The sequence below is a fragment of the Bacteroides sp. 214 genome (assembly GCF_010501015.1).
In the GTDB taxonomy this organism is placed as follows: Bacteria; Bacteroidota; Bacteroidia; order Bacteroidales; family Bacteroidaceae; genus Bacteroides.
Genome location: NZ_QVML01000001.1, coordinates 138,883 through 157,452, shown reverse-complemented (window position 1 = coordinate 157,452; position 18,570 = coordinate 138,883). Strand labels below are relative to the sequence as shown.

At 42.0% G+C, this 18,570-nt stretch carries 12 protein-coding genes, 1 tRNA gene, 1 other RNA gene and 2 pseudogenes; 4 read left to right on the top strand and 12 right to left on the bottom strand.

Annotated elements, in window-relative coordinates; all coding sequences use genetic code 11:
• The first annotated feature begins 112 nt into the window (after positions 1-112).
• The gene (locus tag D0T50_RS00630; protein ID WP_163221299.1) at positions 113-3,190 is read left to right on the top strand and encodes a LamG-like jellyroll fold domain-containing protein; all 3,078 of its coding nucleotides are present in this window, start codon (positions 113-115) and stop codon (positions 3,188-3,190) included.
• A gap of 121 nt (positions 3,191-3,311) precedes the next feature.
• Here the strand turns inward: D0T50_RS00630 and D0T50_RS00625 are convergent, their stop codons facing one another.
• Positions 3,312-4,898, bottom strand: coding sequence for a pectate lyase (locus tag D0T50_RS00625; protein WP_163220922.1), 1,587 nt, complete (start codon positions 4,896-4,898; stop codon positions 3,312-3,314).
• Between the two features lie 269 nt (positions 4,899-5,167).
• Here D0T50_RS00625 and D0T50_RS00620 point away from each other — a divergent pair, with 269 nt between their 5' ends.
• Positions 5,168-5,623 (top strand): cupin domain-containing protein, encoded by a 456-nt coding sequence (locus D0T50_RS00620; RefSeq protein WP_370520843.1) that lies wholly within the window; start codon positions 5,168-5,170, stop codon positions 5,621-5,623.
• Positions 5,624-6,051: 428 nt separating this feature from the next.
• On the opposite strand, the gene rplT is transcribed toward D0T50_RS00620, so the two are convergent.
• The 10 genes and pseudogenes from rplT to bamE form a co-directional block, all read right to left on the bottom strand.
• Positions 6,052-6,402, bottom strand: coding sequence for a 50S ribosomal protein L20 (rplT, locus tag D0T50_RS00615; protein ID WP_163220920.1), 351 nt, complete (start codon positions 6,400-6,402; stop codon positions 6,052-6,054).
• A gap of 96 nt (positions 6,403-6,498) precedes the next feature.
• Complete coding sequence (rpmI, locus tag D0T50_RS00610) at positions 6,499-6,696, bottom strand: 50S ribosomal protein L35 (RefSeq protein ID WP_163220918.1); 198 nt, start codon at positions 6,694-6,696, stop codon at positions 6,499-6,501.
• 73 nt (positions 6,697-6,769) lie between these two features.
• Positions 6,770-7,345, bottom strand: coding sequence for a translation initiation factor IF-3 (gene infC, locus D0T50_RS00605; protein ID WP_163220916.1), 576 nt, complete (start codon positions 7,343-7,345; stop codon positions 6,770-6,772).
• Between the two features lie 88 nt (positions 7,346-7,433).
• Complete coding sequence (gene thrS, locus D0T50_RS00600) at positions 7,434-9,374, bottom strand: threonine--tRNA ligase (RefSeq protein WP_163220914.1); 1,941 nt, start codon at positions 9,372-9,374, stop codon at positions 7,434-7,436.
• A 76-nt stretch (positions 9,375-9,450) separates the two neighbouring features.
• On the bottom strand, positions 9,451-11,508 hold the full coding sequence (locus tag D0T50_RS00595) for a tetratricopeptide repeat protein (RefSeq protein ID WP_163220912.1): 2,058 nt from the start codon (positions 11,506-11,508) through the stop codon (positions 9,451-9,453).
• Between the two features lie 796 nt (positions 11,509-12,304).
• A tRNA-Cys gene (locus D0T50_RS00590) sits at positions 12,305-12,375 on the bottom strand.
• Positions 12,376-12,424: 49 nt separating this feature from the next.
• Entirely contained in the window at positions 12,425-12,646 is a 222-nt protein-coding gene (locus D0T50_RS00585; RefSeq protein WP_163220910.1) for a hypothetical protein, read from the bottom strand.
• Positions 12,643-14,832, bottom strand: a pseudogene (gene feoB / locus D0T50_RS00580) (ferrous iron transport protein B); the annotation flags it as partial. The gene D0T50_RS00585 and the pseudogene feoB, both read right to left, overlap by 4 nt.
• 80 nt (positions 14,833-14,912) lie before the next feature.
• Positions 14,913-15,135 (bottom strand): annotated as a pseudogene (locus D0T50_RS13910) (ferrous iron transport protein A); the annotation flags it as partial.
• Between the two features lie 83 nt (positions 15,136-15,218).
• Complete coding sequence (bamE, locus tag D0T50_RS00575; RefSeq protein ID WP_163220906.1) at positions 15,219-15,557, bottom strand: outer membrane protein assembly factor BamE; 339 nt, start codon at positions 15,555-15,557, stop codon at positions 15,219-15,221.
• Between the two features lie 120 nt (positions 15,558-15,677).
• On the opposite strand from bamE, the gene rnpB reads away from it, so the two are divergent.
• Positions 15,678-16,041, top strand: an RNA gene (gene rnpB / locus D0T50_RS00570) — RNase P RNA component class A.
• A gap of 39 nt (positions 16,042-16,080) precedes the next feature.
• Positions 16,081-17,400 (top strand): YihY/virulence factor BrkB family protein, encoded by a 1,320-nt coding sequence (locus D0T50_RS00565; RefSeq protein ID WP_163221297.1) that lies wholly within the window; start codon positions 16,081-16,083, stop codon positions 17,398-17,400.
• Between the two features lie 617 nt (positions 17,401-18,017).
• On the opposite strand, the gene D0T50_RS00560 is transcribed toward D0T50_RS00565, so the two are convergent.
• On the bottom strand, positions 18,018-18,569 hold the full coding sequence (locus tag D0T50_RS00560) for a nitroreductase family protein (RefSeq protein WP_163220904.1): 552 nt from the start codon (positions 18,567-18,569) through the stop codon (positions 18,018-18,020).
• Between the last annotated feature and the right edge of the window lies 1 nt (position 18,570).

Sequence of the window (18,570 nt, the reverse complement as noted above, 5' to 3'; positions counted from 1 at the left end):
CTGCCGCACAATTAATGGAAGAATGCGACCGATTAATACCCCGTCCAAATCGCCATATTCTCTACATTTGTACTGAGTGTAATTTATTAATTAACAAAATACTATGATTTTAATGAAAAAGTGGAGCATTTTAGGGGTGCTCATTATGCTACTCCTACCCGCCTTTCAGGCAAAAGCACAAGCACCTCAGCAAGAAGTATTGGACAGAGGCGTATTGGCTATGAAAGTAACAAATGGTGTTTTTATTAGTTGGAGACTTCTGGGAACCGACGCAAAGGAAACAACATTCAACATTTATCGCGACGGTGCAAAGATTCACAGCACCCCAGCTAACGAAGCTACAAACTACACAGATGCAGACGGAACAACATCATCGGTGTACACCGTGAAAGCAGTCGTTGGAGAGAACGAAATTGAATACACCAAAACAACTACCGTATGGGAAAATGACTACAAAAGATTGGAACTGAGAAGACCTGCCGAGTTGACCATGCCTAATAATACCACCTGTACCTACAGTCCCAACGACATGAGCGTAGGTGATGTAGATGGCGATGGCGAGTACGAACTTATTGTAAAGTGGGATCCTTCCAACTCACACGACAACTCTGAAGCCGGATATACCGGAAATGTGTACCTCGATTGCTACAAGCTAGATGGAACCTTCAAATGGCGTATTGACCTTGGTAAGAACATCCGCGCAGGAGCACACTATACTCAGTTTATGGTATATGACCTTGACGGAGACGGCAAAGCCGAAGTTGCTTGCAAAACAGCACCGGGAACAAAAGATGGATTAGGAAAGAATGTTATCATGGGAAGCGATGACCCAGAAGCCGACTACCGTAACATCAACAACAACACAACTGGTAACGAAAGACAAGGGGTAATTCAAAACGGGCCCGAATACCTTACTGTATTTAATGGTAATACCGGTGCGGAAATTACTACTGTTGCTTACGAACCCGCACGTAACATCGTTAGCTGGGGTGACTTCTACGGCAATCGCAGCGACCGTTTTCTGGCTTGTATTGCTTACTTGGACGGCAAAAAACCAAGTTTAGTAATGTGTCGTGGATATTATACTGCGGCATTCTTGGTAGCTTATGATTTTGACGGAACAACTTTAACACGTCGTTGGATTCACAATACCTCTACCACAGCAAAACAAGGTGCTTACGGTGAAGGTGCACACAGCCTCTCAGTAGGTGATGTAGATGGAGACGGCTTTGACGAAATTGCTTATGGTTCGTGCGTTATCGATCATGATGGGAAAGTGCTTTATCGCACAGGTTTTGGTCATGGAGATGCTACTCACTTAGGTGACTTAGACCCGGATATCGACGGACTTGAAATGTTTATGCCACACGAAGACAAAAACTCACCTTATGCCTATACTATGCGTATGGCAGGTACTGGCGAGGTACTCTTCAGCGAGCCTTGGACTAAAGACAATGGCCGCGGATTATCAGCAAACATTTCTTCTGAACATCGTGGTTATGAATCATGGTCAAGTCAAAACGGAAACATCTATAATTGCAAAGGCGAAGTTATTGCTACAAGCGGACGCCCATCTGTTAATTTCCGTATTTATTGGGATGGCGACCTACTCGATGAGCTGCTCGACGGTGGTAACGGAAATACCCCCACAGTAACCAAATATAACGGACCAGGAAAGGGGCTAACAACTCTACGCAGCTTCACTGAAGGCAACGCTAATTCATGCAACACCACCAAATCTACTCCATGTCTTAGTGGAGACATTTTAGGAGACTGGCGTGAAGAGGTTATCTACTGGGACAGATCAACCGGATCACATATCATGATCTTCTCAACTACGATCCCAACTGTATATCGCGTACCTACATTGATGCACGATCACCACTACCGCATGGCTATTGCATGGCAAAACGTGGCTTACAATCAACCTCCTCATTTGGGTTATTACCTCGAAGATCTTGGCGAAGCCATGACGTCGATGAGCAAAGCTAGTGGCAGCGGAAACCTTACGCAAACCACCGAAGTTGACAAGAGCATTACCACCATTACTTACAAATGGAGAAATGCAGATACTGTAGAAGTAAGCGACCTGCCAGCAGGGGTAACAAAAACGATTGATAATGAAGCAAAAACCGTAACCATCGAAGGAGTTCCTACCACAGCCGGCGTATATCCATTTACAATTAAAACTGTAGGTGGTCCTAACGAAGTAGTATTGAGCGGAACAATTACTGTAAAAGAACCTTCTGTATTAGTAAAAGTTGCGGAATGGCTGTTTGACGAAACAAGCGGAACAACTGCTGCTAACACCATCAGCGGTTCAGCAACAGCAGTAAACTTCACCCCAGAATGGGCTGCAGGTGTAAAAGGTAACGCAATCAGCCTTCCTGCTACTCCAACTGATAGAAGAATGGTACAAGCTCATTACGACGCAATGTCAATGGGTGACGACGATTTCTCTATTGAACTTTGGTTCAAGTCTACATCAACAGCCGAAGCCTACTTGTATCATACAGGAAGTCATGGAGCAAATGCAGCTACAGGAGCTACTGGTAAATGGGTAGGATTGCAATTGAAGAATGACAAACTCACATTTGGTATCGATGATGACGTTAAAAAAACAAACATTGACGTTGCAGGAGCCAACGATAAATACTTCAACGGTGAGTGGACACACTTAGTTGCTGTGCGCAACAGAAGTGAAAAGATGATTAAGCTTTATGCAAACGGAGAATTGATTGGCGAAACAACAGACGGAACCGGAAACATTGCTCATGTTGAAGACATCGTTATCGGTAACTGTAACGTAAACTTCAACACACCATTCATTGGTAGTATCGACGAACTTATTGTTTACAAAGGAGTTATGCATCCCGATGTAATATTAGAGCGTTACAACGAGAATAAGCCTACCGGTATCAGCAAAACTGAGAAAAAATCATTTGCAAAGATTTTCCCAACCAGCATTGAAGACCAGTTTACTGTAGCCTTCTCGGTAGAGAAAAACGAAAAAATGACCGTTTCGCTTTATTCTATAGCCGGACAAGTAGAGTACCAAACCTCTTATAACATCGAAGGAAACGAAAGCCTTACTGTTAGCGGTTTAAGCTACTTGCCTACAGGTTTCTATACTATCGTAGTAGAATCTGCTTCGGGCGAAAGAGTAGTGAAGAAAGTTATGAAGAAGTAATTAAAACTAAAAACACCATCGAATAAAAGAGGGTGTTTTAAGGCGCGGATTATGCGGGTGTTTTTAATCAACCCTGCATAATCCGCGCCTAACATTTTAAAGCCTTAAAGCAGATAGAGTTCTACTCCTTCGGCAACGCTCCAATAAGGATAGACATATTCTCAATAAAGGTTCTGGTGGATATCCCCATCACTTTCTCTTTCGATTGATAAGGCGAGGTATCATACTCATCCCCCACCATCGTCTCCATATACCGTGTATCGTCGCTGGGCGACATAGCCGGTGCAGGCTTATAAACATTCGAAGTCTGTCTGATGGGCGAGAGCCAATATCCTTCCTTAGACAATGATTTCACCAGTTCCTCTACCGAAGCATTCCCTCTGCCGTGAGGCTGATAATAGAACGGTTGCAACGGAATACATGTATCCTGTGCAAAGGGCGAATTCTTGGTGACCTCTTCCTTAGGTAATGCCAATATCTCCTGATATGCCTCTTTCAATGCCTTGATAGATAGATAAGTTGCCGAACTATAGTGTACAATGGTGTTCTCTATGTTCTGGTCGATATAATACGTTCCATTCACCACATTCGAACCTTTACGATGCACATACAGCGGTTTCCCACTCTCCGGGTGAATAAAGCGCGGAACCAAAATAGCATCTTCGCGTGCCGGATGCCTCCACTTCTTAGCTTCAGAGGCAGGCAACTCCACAGACTCCAAGAAGCGAATGGCAGCCGGAATACCCGATAGGAACTTAGTATCGCCCGTCAACCTATAATAATCCATCAGCTTCCTTATCATGTGAGCCGTGGTGCCGGTGTTAATGCTGCGTGGCTCATACGAACGCGCATGTGCCGGTTGCAAATCATCCACAAAATACTGATCCGCCCAACCGGCATAAGGTTCTCCCTGTTGCAGTGCCAATACACAATTCAACGCACGCATAATAGGTCCCTTCAAATCCTGCATGCCCAATGCCTGATAACACTGCACCAAAAAATCGATATTCTCGGGGATAACATCGTCATTCAGCGTAATAAAAGAGCTATAATCCGAGTTCCCTTGAAACGGGTGATCGTGCTTCAGCGGATAACGTTGTGGCCAGCCCCCTATAGGATACTGACTATCGAGCACAAAGCGGATAACCTTCTCTAGCGGAGCACGGTAAGCCGGGTCATACTTCTCCACATACAGTCTAAGCAAGAGCTTAGCCGCCTGCATTGTCCCCTCATCATCGAAGGTGGCATTGCCATAATAGTGCTGAAACTCCTCCAGTCTCCAAGCTTGCTTGCCAATGGTGGCATACCACTGTTTGATAGAGTTCTCGCCCGCAAAGTCGAACATGTAATTCCATCCACCACAAGGCAACTGTCCCCAAATCAAGGCATTAGCTATCCGCTCGGCACACTGGTAATAGTATTCATCGTGCGTGGCGTGATACGCATCCATCATCAGATGCCCCACTGCCGGAGTACCCGGAGGTTGAATCCACGCCATGGTGCGCTTAGCTTCCATCTCGCCCCAGGTTCGCGACATGTCGGGTAGATAGCTCCACACAAATCCGCCTTTATAACTGACCACATCCATCATATATTGAGTGGCTGTCTTCATGGTTTGCAACACCTGTTGCTCCCTTTTGCTTTGTCCATAGACGCCCAGTATCAGGAGGCAGGACAACCACAAAGTACATATAATTCTCTTTCTCATATCTCTGATTTCTCTCTGTGAGAATGTTTCACAAATAAACTGCGAAATTAGCAAGAAGTGTTTTCTCTTCATAATAGTATCTACTTGGTTATACCACAAAATAAAAGTTTTTTTTTGACTTATGCAGGCTGCAAGGCACTCCTTTTATGGTACAAATTGTTATTATTTATGGAAAATTTGTTATTCATCCATTGAGGATGTTTTTACTACTGCATTTTATCTTTATCTTTGGTACTGTTATTAATCCATAATTAAAAAAAACAGATACAATGAACATTTGTAAATTTATGACTATTTTAGGCTGCTTCTGCTTATTGACCCTAACGGGCGTGCAGGCGCAAGAAAAAAAAGAAAACAATCCTAATTGCAAACAAGACATGAAGAGAACAGGAAGTGAACCATTTATTTTTGGAGAAGAGACCCCCTGGGAAGAACTGGGTGGCGGTGTAAAACGTCAGATATTGGGCTACGATGGCCAGCTGATGATGGTCAAAGTGGTGTTCGAGAAGGGTGCTGTAGGTGCTCCTCATCAACACTACCAAAGCCAGTGCACGTATGTAGCTAAAGGCAAATTCGAATTTACCGTGAATGGAGTAACTAAGGTGGTGTCGGAAGGTGACTGCCTGTTTAAAACTCCCGATGTACCTCACGGATGCGTATGTCTGGAAGCCGGCATACTTATTGACACCTTCAGCCCCATGCGTGCCGACTTTCTAAAGGAATAAGCCGCACAAGGAAAACACTTATTCTACACAGAAATATAATTAGAAAGAGGGACTGACTCGCTAGCGAATCAGTCCCTCCCTTTTATAAAAAGCCGCATCAATGATGTGATGAAACTCCGAATGACATGATTTGAGTGCCCGCCCCCTTTGTAATCCACCGACTAAAAAGTTATCCCGAAGGATGTGGCCCGCCATTGGGAAACGAAAGCTTGTCTCGGTTTCAAAAGTTACTTGATGAGTTTCCCGATCAAATCAATGCGGCTAATTTTTCTATAACAAATATAATCAGTTCTTATTAGCTAAACAAGGGAAAAGCAATATTTGTTTCAATTTAGGTATGAAAAAAGAGTTATCAAATGCTCCTAAAAGCAAAAATGCCAGATACTGCAAACTGTATCTGGCATTTTCAATGATTTCTTATCGAAATTTTATGCTGCTTTCGCTTTTTCCACGATTGCTTTGAATGCTTCCGGATGGTTCATGGCTAAATCAGCCAATACTTTACGGTTGATTTCGATACCAGCTTTGTGCAAACCACCCATTAACTTAGAGTATGACATACCTTCTAGGCGAGCAGCAGCATTGATACGTTGTATCCAAAGAGCACGGAAACTTCTTTTCTTGTTTTTACGATCACGATATGCATAAGTCAACCCTTTTTCCCAGGTATTCTTAGCTACGGTCCAAACATTTTTTCTTGCACCAAAGTATCCTCTGGTGAGTTTCAAAATTTTCTTTCGTCTTGCTCTTGAAGCAACATGATTTACTGATCTTGGCATAGTTTTACTTCTTTTTGAATGTTAGCGTCGTTACTTTGGTGCAACGAACTTGAGGCTAAAGCATTCGGTTAATAACTTTAATTCTTTTGTTTACGCTTATTTCATCGCTAAGAGTTCTCTTACTTGGTTTTCATCAGCAGGGTGTACTAATGTAGAGTAACACAAGTTTCTTTTTCTCTTCTTTGATTTCTTAGTCAAAATATGACTGTGAAAAGCGTGCTTTCTTTTGATTTTACCTGTTCCGGTAAGGGTAAACCTTTTTTTAGAACCGGAGTTAGTTTTCATCTTTGGCATCTTGTTTATATTTAATTATTAATAATATGGTAACGCACTATACCAAGCGGCGTTACACACTTTTATTCTTTTATTATTTCTGCTCTGGTTTTGACGATTTCGGAGCATCTTGTTTTTTGGGTACTTCTTTTTTCTTTGGAGAAAGAAAAATAATCATACGCTTACCTTCCAGTTGTGGCAATTGATCCACCTTTGCAATATCTTCAAGATCATTGGCAAACCGTAACAATAACACTTCACCTTGTTCTTTGAAAAGAATAGAACGTCCTTTGAAGAAAACATACGCCTTCACTTTATCACCATCTTCCAAAAATCCTTTGGCGTGCTTCAACTTAAAGTTATAGTCGTGATCATCCGTTTGTGGACCAAAACGTATTTCCTTAACGTTTACCTTAACTTGCTTCGCCTTTTGTTCCTTCTGACGCTTTTTTAGTTGATAAAGAAACTTAGAATAATCAATAATACGGCAAACAGGCGGTTGCGCATTCGGCGAAATCTCTACGAGATCCAGTTCACGCTCATCAGCCATTTTCAAAGCTTGAGCAATTGAACATACTTGAGGTTCGCCCTCGTCGCTTACAATACGAACTTCTTTAGCACGAATCTGTTCATTGATTCGATACTGGCTTTTCATTTTATCATTCTTCATTCAATAATGATTACGTCCTGTTATTTTAGTTTATTATTATATTATTCTACGTATCTATTTAACACTTTTCATAGAGTCGGGCGCAAATTTACCACTTATTTATCATATTCTGCACTTCTTCGTTCAGAATTTTACCAAATTCTTGATATTTCATTGTTCCTTGGTCACCAGCTCCTTGTTTACGCACAGCTACTTCACCATTTTCGGCTTCTTTCTCACCTACGATTAGCATGTACGGTATTCGCTTCATTTCATTATCACGTATCTTGCGACCTATCTTTTCGTTACGATCATCAACAATAGCACGAACATCAATCGTTTCAAAGTATTTTTTAAGTTCTACTGCATAATCATTGAATTTCTCACTAATAGGCAGGATAGAAACTTGATCTGGAGCAAGCCACAGTGGGAACTTGCCTGCCGTGTGTTCTATCAGCACTGCTACGAAACGTTCCATTGATCCAAATGGAGCGCGATGAATCATTACCGGGCGATGTTTTTGATTGTCGGCACCTGTATATTCTAATTGAAAACGGTCGGGCAAGCTATAATCTACCTGAATGGTTCCCAACTGCCATTTACGTCCCAACGCATCGCGTACCATAAAGTCTAATTTAGGACCATAAAAAGCTGCTTCACCATACTCAATCTTCGCTTTTAAGCCTTTTTCCTCGCATGCTTCTATGATAGATTGTTCTGCTTTTTCCCAATTTTCCTCGCTACCAATGTATTTGTCGCGATTTACTTGATCACGAAGTGAAATTTGTGCTTCGAAGTTCTCGAAATCCAAAGCCTTAAAGATGATAAAAATAATGTCCATCACGTTGAGGAACTCATTTTTCACTTGGTCGGGGCGACAGAAAATGTGCGCATCATCTTGAGTAAAACCGCGCACACGTGTCAACCCGTGTAGTTCACCGCTTTGTTCATAACGATATACTGTTCCGAACTCGGCCAAGCGCAAAGGCAATTCGCGATATGAACGTGGTTGCCATTTGAATATTTCGCAATGGTGCGGACAGTTCATGGGTTTAAGTAGGTACTCTTCTCCTTCTTCTGGAGTATGAATGGGTTGGAATGAATCCTTGCCATATTTAGCGTAGTGTCCCGAAGTTACGTATAATTGCTTACTACCGATATGCGGCGTCATCACCTGTTCGTATCCAAAGCGTTTTTGAATTCTCTTCAGAAAGTCTTCCAATCGCAAACGCAGTGCGGTACCTTTGGGCAACCACATTGGCAAACCTTTTCCTACAGCTTCGGAGAACATGAACAGTTCCATCTCCTTGCCGATTTTACGATGGTCACGTTTCTTAGCCTCTTCTACCATAACAAGATACTCATCGAGCATTTTCTTTTTCGGAAAAGACACACCATAGATACGAGTAAGCATTTTACGGTCTTCTTGCCCACGCCAATAAGCACCGGCTACCGACATTAGCTTTATTGCTTTAATTGGAGCAGTAGTAAGCAAGTGTGGTCCACGGCAAAGGTCTGTAAATGAGCCTTGTGTATAGGTGGTGATGGTTCCGTCTGCCAATTCCGAGATAAGTTCGGTTTTATAAGTTTCGCCACGGTCGCCAAAAAGTTTCAGCGCATCCGTTTTTGATATGTTTTCTCTTTGCAAAAGTTCTTTTTTGGCAACCAGTTCTGCCATTTTCGCTTCGATAGCAGGAAGGTCTGCCTCTTTGATAACAGCTTCGCCCGGATCGACATCATAGTAGAAACCATTTTCAATGGCAGGTCCAATACCAAACTGAATGCCTGGATAGAGCTCTTGCAAAGCTTCAGCCAGCAAGTGTGCGCTAGTATGCCAGAAAGCGTGTTTGCCTTCTTCATCATCCCACTTATAGAGTTTCAACTCAGCATCTACATTGATCGGGAGGTTCAAATCTTGTGTTTCTCCGTTTACGCCACAAGCCAATACGTCTTGCGCCAGGCGCGAACTGATACTCTCTGCTATTTCCAACCCGGTTACTCCTTTGTTATATTCACGAACAGAGCCGTCGGGGAAAGTAATCTTTATCATAATTGTAATACTTCGGTAATTTAAGAGTGCAAAATTAGCTATTTATTCTGATTATTGCGTTTGCTTTGTCAATTAATTATTCAGACATGTCTGTAAAACGCTTTATTACGCTGTAAGCATCGTATAGTCCTAACTCACCAGCCTTACTCAAGTCGGCAATTCCCTGCTTATTATTACCGAGGAAGACGTGTGTAAGTCCGCGATTGAAGTAGGCTTCAGCAAAATCGTCGCTCAGTTCAATTGCTTTTGTATAGTCCATGATAGCTGCACGGTAATCTTTAAGCATAGCTAAAAGATTAGCCCGATTGTAATATGCGTACACAAAATCGGGTGCCAGTTCGATAACCTTATCCAAATCCTGACGAACAGTGGTATAATCGATTGATGACACATCCACTTTCGGTTGTCCAGACATAGCCGGAACAACGGTTGCATTAGCAGCAGCTTCGGCGCGTTTATATTCCAATTGCTTATTGCGCACCAAAGAACGCATGAAGTAAGCCGGGAAGAAATGCTCATCTGCCAAAGTTGCTTGTGTAAAATCCTCGAGTGCACTGTCAAAATCTTGTGTCAGATAGAAATCCATACCACGCGCGAAGCGTTTTTCGGGATCGTTCGGATTGCTTACAATATCGGCAGTGTGTGCATCAATCATCTTAAAATGGAAATCCACTTGCGCCTGCGTCAGCGGAGAATCCATGTTAGTTATAAGCAAACGACGCGGGAAAGCACCGTTGGCATTAAGAGCTTCTATATATTTAAAGAAGTGTACAGTACGTCGCACAACAGCATCCTTCTCATAATAAGTAAAGGTAAAGAGCGGCTCGAGAGTTATATTCACGTTTCTATCCTGCACCCTACCCCGATAGTCGTTAGCATAACGTTTAGTATCATCTTCACTGTCGGCTATAACAATTTTATTATAATTGCGCATATTCCTATCCGATTTCTTGCGCGTTTTTTCTCCCCCCTCCTCTTCGTCAGTACTTTTTTCATTGTCGGCAAGGTCATTCGTAGCTGTATTTGAATTGGCATCGACCTTTCCATTCATTCGGTCGAGTTGTGCCTGTAACAACTTAAACTCATCTTCCTCAGCTCCACGCCTATCACCAAGCTTCTTGCGTGCTTCGGCGCGATAGTGATAGCCAGTCAGGAAGTTGGGATATTCATTAATAACAGTAGTGTAGTCTTGTGTTGCACCTCGATAATCACCGGTTTGAGCACGCAGCAACCCACGATTAAAAATAGCCATCATATTATCAGGCTCCATTGCAATAACAAAATCAAAATCTTCGATGGCACGATTATCATCACCCACTTGCGCACGAAGAAGCCCACGATTGTAGTGTCCTATAAAATTATTGGGTTCAATATCCAGTGCAATATCATAATCGGACATAGCTCCCCGCAGATTATTCTGGTGGAAGCGAGCCAAAGCACGATTGATGTAGTTGGCAGTATTCTTTGTGTTTAGGTGAATGGCATAACTCATATCTGCCTCAGCATCGGCATACTTACCCATTTGTAGTTTCAACATACCGCGCGAAGCCCATGTATCGGGTTCATAACGATCGAGTTCCACTGCTTTATCTAAATCGGCCAATGCACGGATAGTATCTTGCTGCTTCAGAGCTACTTCACCCCGCATCATGTAGGCACGAGTATAGCGCGGAGCAACTTTGAGGAGAGATTTGAGATCGTCTTCGGCAGCCTCATAATCCTCTTTATGAATATGGCAGAGTGTAAGATTATGCCACAAAGTTGTATTCTCCGGGGCATAATAAAGTGCTTTACGGTAATCGTCAATAGCCTCATCGAACTTATTCTGACGGATACGTGCCAATCCGCGAATTTGATATGAACCTACCACAAAAGGATTGCGTTGGAGGGCTTCATTACAATCTGCTTCGGCTCCTTGATAGTCATCCAAGTATATTTTCGCCAATGCCCGATAGAAATAGGGCTCATAAAGATAAGGTTTCGCATTAATGACTTGATTGAAGTATTGAATGGAAAGTACATAATCTTCGAAGTACAATGCATTACGGGCAATAATCATTACACGTTCCGTGTTTATTTGTGCCGAAAGCAATATCGGGAAAAGCGAAAGGGATAAAAGTATTTTTTTAAGCATGCAAACTTTCTTTTATCTATTACATTTAAGAAAGCAAATGTAATTGTTTTCATAGAGTTACTGAAAAAGCTACTTACTTTTTATTGTTTTTTTTGACACAAGAAAATAGTTGTGAAGACCCTGTGAAGGATAAAACAGGGGGTCTTCACACGTAACCAACTCACTTTCATTTAATTACAGTAATATGTGAAGGTGAAGACCTATTTAGTAAAAGCGAATTTGAAGTGTATATAAGCCATTGAAATCGAATTTATTTTTGCTTATGGCTCGCGAACTGTTTGCTTATGGCTTAGACACGAAAAAACATTAAGGTGATTGCAATGCACTCCTTTCTTTTGTTGCTCTTCGTTAAATATAGGTTTTAGAGGCTCAAGTAGAAATCTTTGTTGGTACCTGTCTTCCCTTTAAATCTCTGCTTATTTTCCCAAAAAATGACCTTGCGCCAAGGCGCTTCTGAGAGGGGTATTTCAGCCCCAAATACTTGACGCGTCAACTCTTTATACTTGAAGCGTGTAGTCTTTATACTTGACGCGTCAAGTATTGGGAGCACACGCCTATACTATTTAACGATCCGTTAATTACTTTGAAAACAGATCAACCAATGCAGCAGCAGAGTCATTCAAAGCGAAGGTAAAAGCATTTTTAGGTTGGCTAAACTTTTTGCGTAAGGACGGGAGCACCAACAAAGATTTTGAATTGATCCTGAATATCGGTTTTAGAATTGCATTTAAAATAAATAGAAAACTAAAAAAGCTCTGAAACGACTAAAAATAAGAAGTTTCAGAGCTTTTCGTAGAGGTTCCTGGCGGATTCGAACCGCCGTAGACGGTTTTGCAGACCGGTGCCTAGCCACTCGGCCAAGGAACCTTGTTTTAGTTTGCGGTTGCAAAGGTAGGATATTTTTCCAAAACAACAACTAACTAGAACACTTTTTCTTCTCTTTGTTCGCTTTTTCCTCCTCTTTGCAAGCATTTCGTTTCTTTTCTAATAGTTCCTTAAGGTCACAACCTGTGGAACAAGTAAGACAAGGATTTTCCTTTTCTTCTTGGGTAGGATGGAAAAAACGAATGATGCGACGGATGATTTCTGCAAAACAGAGCACAACAATAAGAAGAGTTATTACACCTTGCCAACTCATAAGAAAAGCATGCCTATTTGATAAACAGCAAATGTTACAACCCAAGCCAACAATGTAGTGTAACCTGCTGTGAACAGTGCCCACTTCCAAGTACCCGTTTCTGACTTAATTGCAGCAAGCACAGCAATGCACGGAAAGTATATCAGCGAGAAAAGCATATAGCAAAATGCCACAAAGGGAGTGATCGGAATACGATTGGCAAGACTTACCGCATCTGATTCTGAATCGTTGGCATAGAGCACACCAAGTGTGCTGACTACTAACTCTTTTGCACCAACCCCGGTAAGCAATCCAACACCCAACTTCCAGTCGAAGCCCAACGGTTCTATAACCGGCTCAATAGCTTTACCCACCTGACCAATATAGGAATTTTCTTGTTGTTCGGCTACTGTTTCATAAGCATCATTTTGAGGATAATAGCCCAAGAACCAAATAACAATTGATGCAATCATAATGATTCCTCCCATTTTCTTTAAGTACTGTACTCCTTTCTCCCATGTATGCCGAAGGATAGATTTGGAGGTAGGAAAGCGATAAGGTGGCAGTTCCATTACAAACGGTAGATCCTCTCCTTTTACGAGAAACTTGCTAAATATCCGCGCCATAACAACCGCAAGAAATATACCTATGGAATAAATCAACAACAGTATTAAACTGGCATTCTGTGGAAAGAAAGCGCCTACAAGCAATAAATAAATAGGCAAACGTGCGCTACATGACATCAATGGATTGACAAGCATCGTCACCAACCTGCTTTTCCGACTCTCTATTGTACGCGAAGCCATTATCGCCGGTACATTACAGCCAAAGCCCATTATAAGAGGAATAAACGATTTACCGTGCAATCCCATTTTATGCATAATCTTATCCATTATGAAAGCTGCGCGCGCCATATAGCCCGAATCTTCCATTACGGAAATAAAGAAATAAAGTATCAGAATGTTTGGAAGGAAAACAATCACACCTCCTACTCCACCAATAATTCCATCGACCAGCAAATCTTTCAACGGACCGTCGGCAAGGACAGAACTAATCCATACGCCAAGTGCTTCTACTCCCCATTCGATAGCCAACATAGGATACTCCCCAAGGGTAAATGTTCCTTCGAACATGAGATACATGAAGAGAAAAAAGAACGGAAATCCCCAAACGCGATGTGTCAATATCATATCGAGCACACGAGTGGTTTGCCGTTGTTCCTGATGATTATCTGTGAAGGTTTCTTTCAGCGCACCACTGATAAAAGCATATTTTGCATCCATTATTGCCGACTCAGAATCTTCTCCTGTCAGCTGTTGAATTGATGCAGCTTCCTTATTTCGAACAGCAAGTATCTCTTTGCTATTCGAGAGTGATGATATGATTTGTTCTGCATCTTTATCGTTCTCCAGCAATTTTATTGCCAAGAAGCGGGTAGAATACTTATGGCGGATAGTCTCATTTTTTCCTATCTCATTCTTAACAGAGCTAATTGCCCGCTCCACATCACTCCCGTGATTAATATGGATATGCCGAGAAACCAAACTTCGAGGTTTATCCGTACGCGCAAAATCTTCCATGTGATCATTGTGGTCGGCTTCGTTTACATGAACTTTGTGCCAGTCTTGCAGCTCCTTAGCTACCTCGGGATTGATATTTCCATCCTTATCAAGAAAGTCGGCACCCTCATAAAGATTGATTAAGACATGAAAAAGATGCTCTATACCATACCCCTTTCGAGTTACAGTAGGTACCATAGGGATGCCGAAGAGTTGGCTTAGTAAACGATAATCGAGCGTATTCCCACTCTTTTCCAATTCATCATACATATTGAGTGCAGCTACCATGCGCACATTCATATCGATGAGTTGGGTAGTAAGATAAAGATTGCGTTCCAGATTTGAGCTATCAATGATATTAATAATAATATCGGGGGTTTCTTCGATAATGTATTTACGCACATACATCTCTTCGGGCGTATAGGCAGAGAGAGAGTAAGTACCCGGCAGGTCCATTATTCTAAAATGGTATCCCTGAAAGTCAAAGTACCCCTCCTTGGCATCTACTGTTACACCACTATAGTTACCTACATGTTCGTGCGCACCCGAAGCCAGATTAAAAAACGAAGTCTTTCCACTATTGGGATTTCCTACAAGCGCCACATTAATGGTTTTTCGCTTGCCCAACGCCATGCGCTTTAACTCCTCGTCACTATATCGAACATTCTCATTGATTCCTTGTAAGCCATTTTGCCCCTCTCCTTCTTTTGTAAGAGAGGAGGTTCCACGTTCGCTCACAATCTCAATCATCTCCGCTTCTTGTCGGCGCAATGAAATCTCATATCCCATAATCTTGTATTTTATGGGGTCTTTGAGGGGAGCGTTGAGCAGCACCTCAACAGTCTTGCCCTTAATGAAGCCCATCTCTACGATTCTCTTTCGAAAACCGCCATGCCCCAATACCTTTACAATAACCCCCTTTTCGCCGGTTTTAAGATCGGATAAACGCATATTGTTTTATTTTGCGACAAAGATAATTTTTTTGTTTGTCGCAAACAAATTATTTAGATTGTTTTCAAATAAGGAGAGAATTGTTACTCTTCTCTATGCACAGTCGGCGGCGTATAGATTGGCATGAAATATGATTCAAACGAAACAACACGCCCATTTTCAAAGAAAACATCCAAATTAGAAGAGCCGTTAGAATAAATACTTGATTCGCGGTACTGCCACATTTCCACATCTTCGTTCATCGAACGGTATGTTGGGTTTCCTAACAGTTTCTTCACTTGCTCCATACTCATGTTCTTCTCCAACTTCATTATATTGCTTTTTGTTAAACCGCCCATGCCAAACTCCTTCATAACAGAAGCACAACTTGTAAGCGACAACAACACAATAGCAAGAGCCAATAAGGGTATTACATTTTTCATTTCTCAGTTATTTTTGATTTATTGATGAGCAAATGTAGTGAAGTAAAAGCCTCCACCCTTATGGAAATCCCTATTTAATTATAGGATTTACCCTATAAACCCGTATCTTTGCGGGCATAAACAGTCAGCCGGCTTGTCGCTTGCCCCTTTGGAGCAAGAGGAAAGTCCGGGCAACACAGAGCATCCTACTTCCTAACAGAAAGCTGTCCGCGAGGGTAGAGTAGCGTAGAAGAAAATAACCGCCTCGTGTTTTGCATGAGGTAAGGGTGAGAAGGTGGAGTAAGAGACCACCAGTCGCGTGGTAACACGTCGAGCTGTACGCCTTAGGAGTTGCAAGGTCATGTATACCGGCATTAAGAGAGCTGCTCGCTCCACGTCGGAGGGTAGACCGCTAAAGTTATGTGGCGACACATCTCTTAGATAAATGACAAGCGCCTTAGTCTTTTCTAAGGAACAGAACCCGGCTTATAGGTTGGCTGTTTTTTTGAATATACACAACATAATCTTTAGCGAGATGAACAAACTGAAAAAGCATATCACCTTTCTGTGGGAATTCCTCACTGAAGACATTTGGCGAGTAACCAAGCATGATGTTACCAGTAAGCGCTTTTCATTGTACAATGTCATTAAAGTAATTTACCTTACCGCCAACCGTTTTGTAAACGACAAAGTTTCCTCTAAAGCCTCCGCGCTTACCTACAACACGCTGTTGGCTATTGTGCCTATATTGGCTATTTTATTTGCCATCACAAGAGGATTTGGCTTTTCTAACTTGGTCGAAAGTCATCTTGTCAGCTTCTTTGGCGGCGTGAACGAAACAACAGAGACATTGCTCTCCTTTGTAGATTCCTACCTTTCGCAAACCAAAAGTGGCATCTTTATTGGTATTGGGCTCGCATTGTTATTTTGGACGGTACTCAACCTTATTAGTAATATAGAATCTACCTTCAACCATATTTGGAATATCAAGAAAGAGCGCTCCATGCATAGGAAAATTACAGATTACTTCTCCATGCTGCTCTTTATCCCTATTCTATTGGTACTTTCTTCGGGGGTTTCTATTATCACAGGAACCATTCTTAAGCAAGTAGAAGAGTACGTTATGCTTGCCCCGTTTATCAAATTCCTAGTTAAGTCAATACCCTACGTGCTCGTTTGGTTTATGTTTACCGCGCTTTATATCTTTATGCCCAACACAAAGGTGAAGTTCAAACACGCCTTCCTTGCGGGAGTCATTGCGGGTACGGTGTTTCAAATATTTCAGTTCCTCTACATCAGCGGACAGATTTGGGTAACGCGCTACAATGCAATATATGGTGGATTCGCAGCTATTCCGCTATTGTTGCTGTGGTTACAGATGTCGTGGACAATCTGTCTCTTTGGCGTGGAGTTGGCTTATGCCAGTCAAAACATTCACTCATATAGCTTCGATAAAGATATCCGAAACATCAGCAGACGCTACAAAGACTTTATCTGTATACTCATAATGTCGCTTATTACTAAACGTTTTGCTGCCAATAAAACGCCCTACTCTGCCAACGAACTATCCGAACAACATAAGATACCCATCAACCTGGTACAGCAAACACTGTTCTTGTTGTTAGAGATTAACCTCATTCATGAAGTAATGACCGATGCCAAGAGTGATGAAATTACTTACCAGCCCTCTATGGATACCGACAAATTGGATATTGCTACACTTATGAATCGAATAGAGTCGCATGGCTCGGAAGAGTTCAGAATAGAATACAACCCAGAGTTTAAGGGCGAATGGGAAGCTATGCTAAACTTGAAGGAGGATTACTATCGCAAGGCAAGCAACATACTCCTGAAGGATTTATAGTTCAAATATAATTACCATCCCACAAAGTTATACACCAGCTCTTTTGTATCATATTAACAGCAAAACCACTCCATTTTGCTGTTAACACAGCGCTTTACCTTTCTTCTTGCTTTTTCAACTTTCAAAAAACAATAATAGACAAAAGAAAGAAAGTGCCTTACAGCCTCTCTGAAGCCGATTGTTTTCAGAGTAATTTGCTTATGGACGAGCGGTTGTTTGCCATAAGCTCGCGACCCATCTTCCATAAGCATACAGAGCGTTTGCTTATGGCAAACGGTCGTTCATCCATAAGCAAAGAAATAAAAACAGACTGAGTTTAAATGTGGAACTGACTGAGTTCTTTCCATGTTCCGACTGTGTTTTTACCCAAAACTCAGTCTGAAAAACAAGCGATACAAGCCTTATGGGGTACATTTTGAATAACGCGAGTGTTTTTCACACTATTTGAGGCGTTTTTCCTAAAGCCTATTTCCTTCGATTTTTCCTGTCTACCCGCCAGTTTTTCAAAATTAACCGCGTTTACGGAGGCTTTGACAAAAAGACAAATCAACATCTGTCGCAATCAGGACGGATGTTGATTTTATTGGAATATAACTATAAGCCAAGCGGCTTAAATCTTATTCGTAGCGGTTGTATGAAATAACCTTTTCCTTGGATTTCCGTATTTTCTTTCGTTTATCCTTTACTGTATAGCCAATGGTTATGTCCAGTATCAGTCGCTTTGATTCGGGAATGCCGGTAAGTTTCTTTATTTCTTTCTCATCGAACCAGCCAAGCATACAAGAACCCAGCCCTTCGTTCTCGGCTGCCAAACATATTTGCGCAGCAGCAATACCCAAGTCAATCAGTGGGAAGTGTTTGTTTTTAAACTTCCCGCCCAACTTAGATGAGATATTTGCCGACTCTTCTACAACAAGAATGTGCACAGGAGCATCTTTAGCAAACTTATTCATGCCCAGCCCGGCAGTTGCCTTACCTACTTTTACAGCAAGTTCTGTGTCGGTAATAACGATAAACTTCCACGGTTGCGCGTTACAAGCAGATGGTGCCAGACGACCTGCTTCCAGAATACGTTCCAACTTTTCGGGCTCTATCGCACGGGTTTTATCGTAGGCGCGGTCGCTTTGGCGAGCGGCTACCAGCTCTAGAAAGGAGTTGTATTTGTTCATT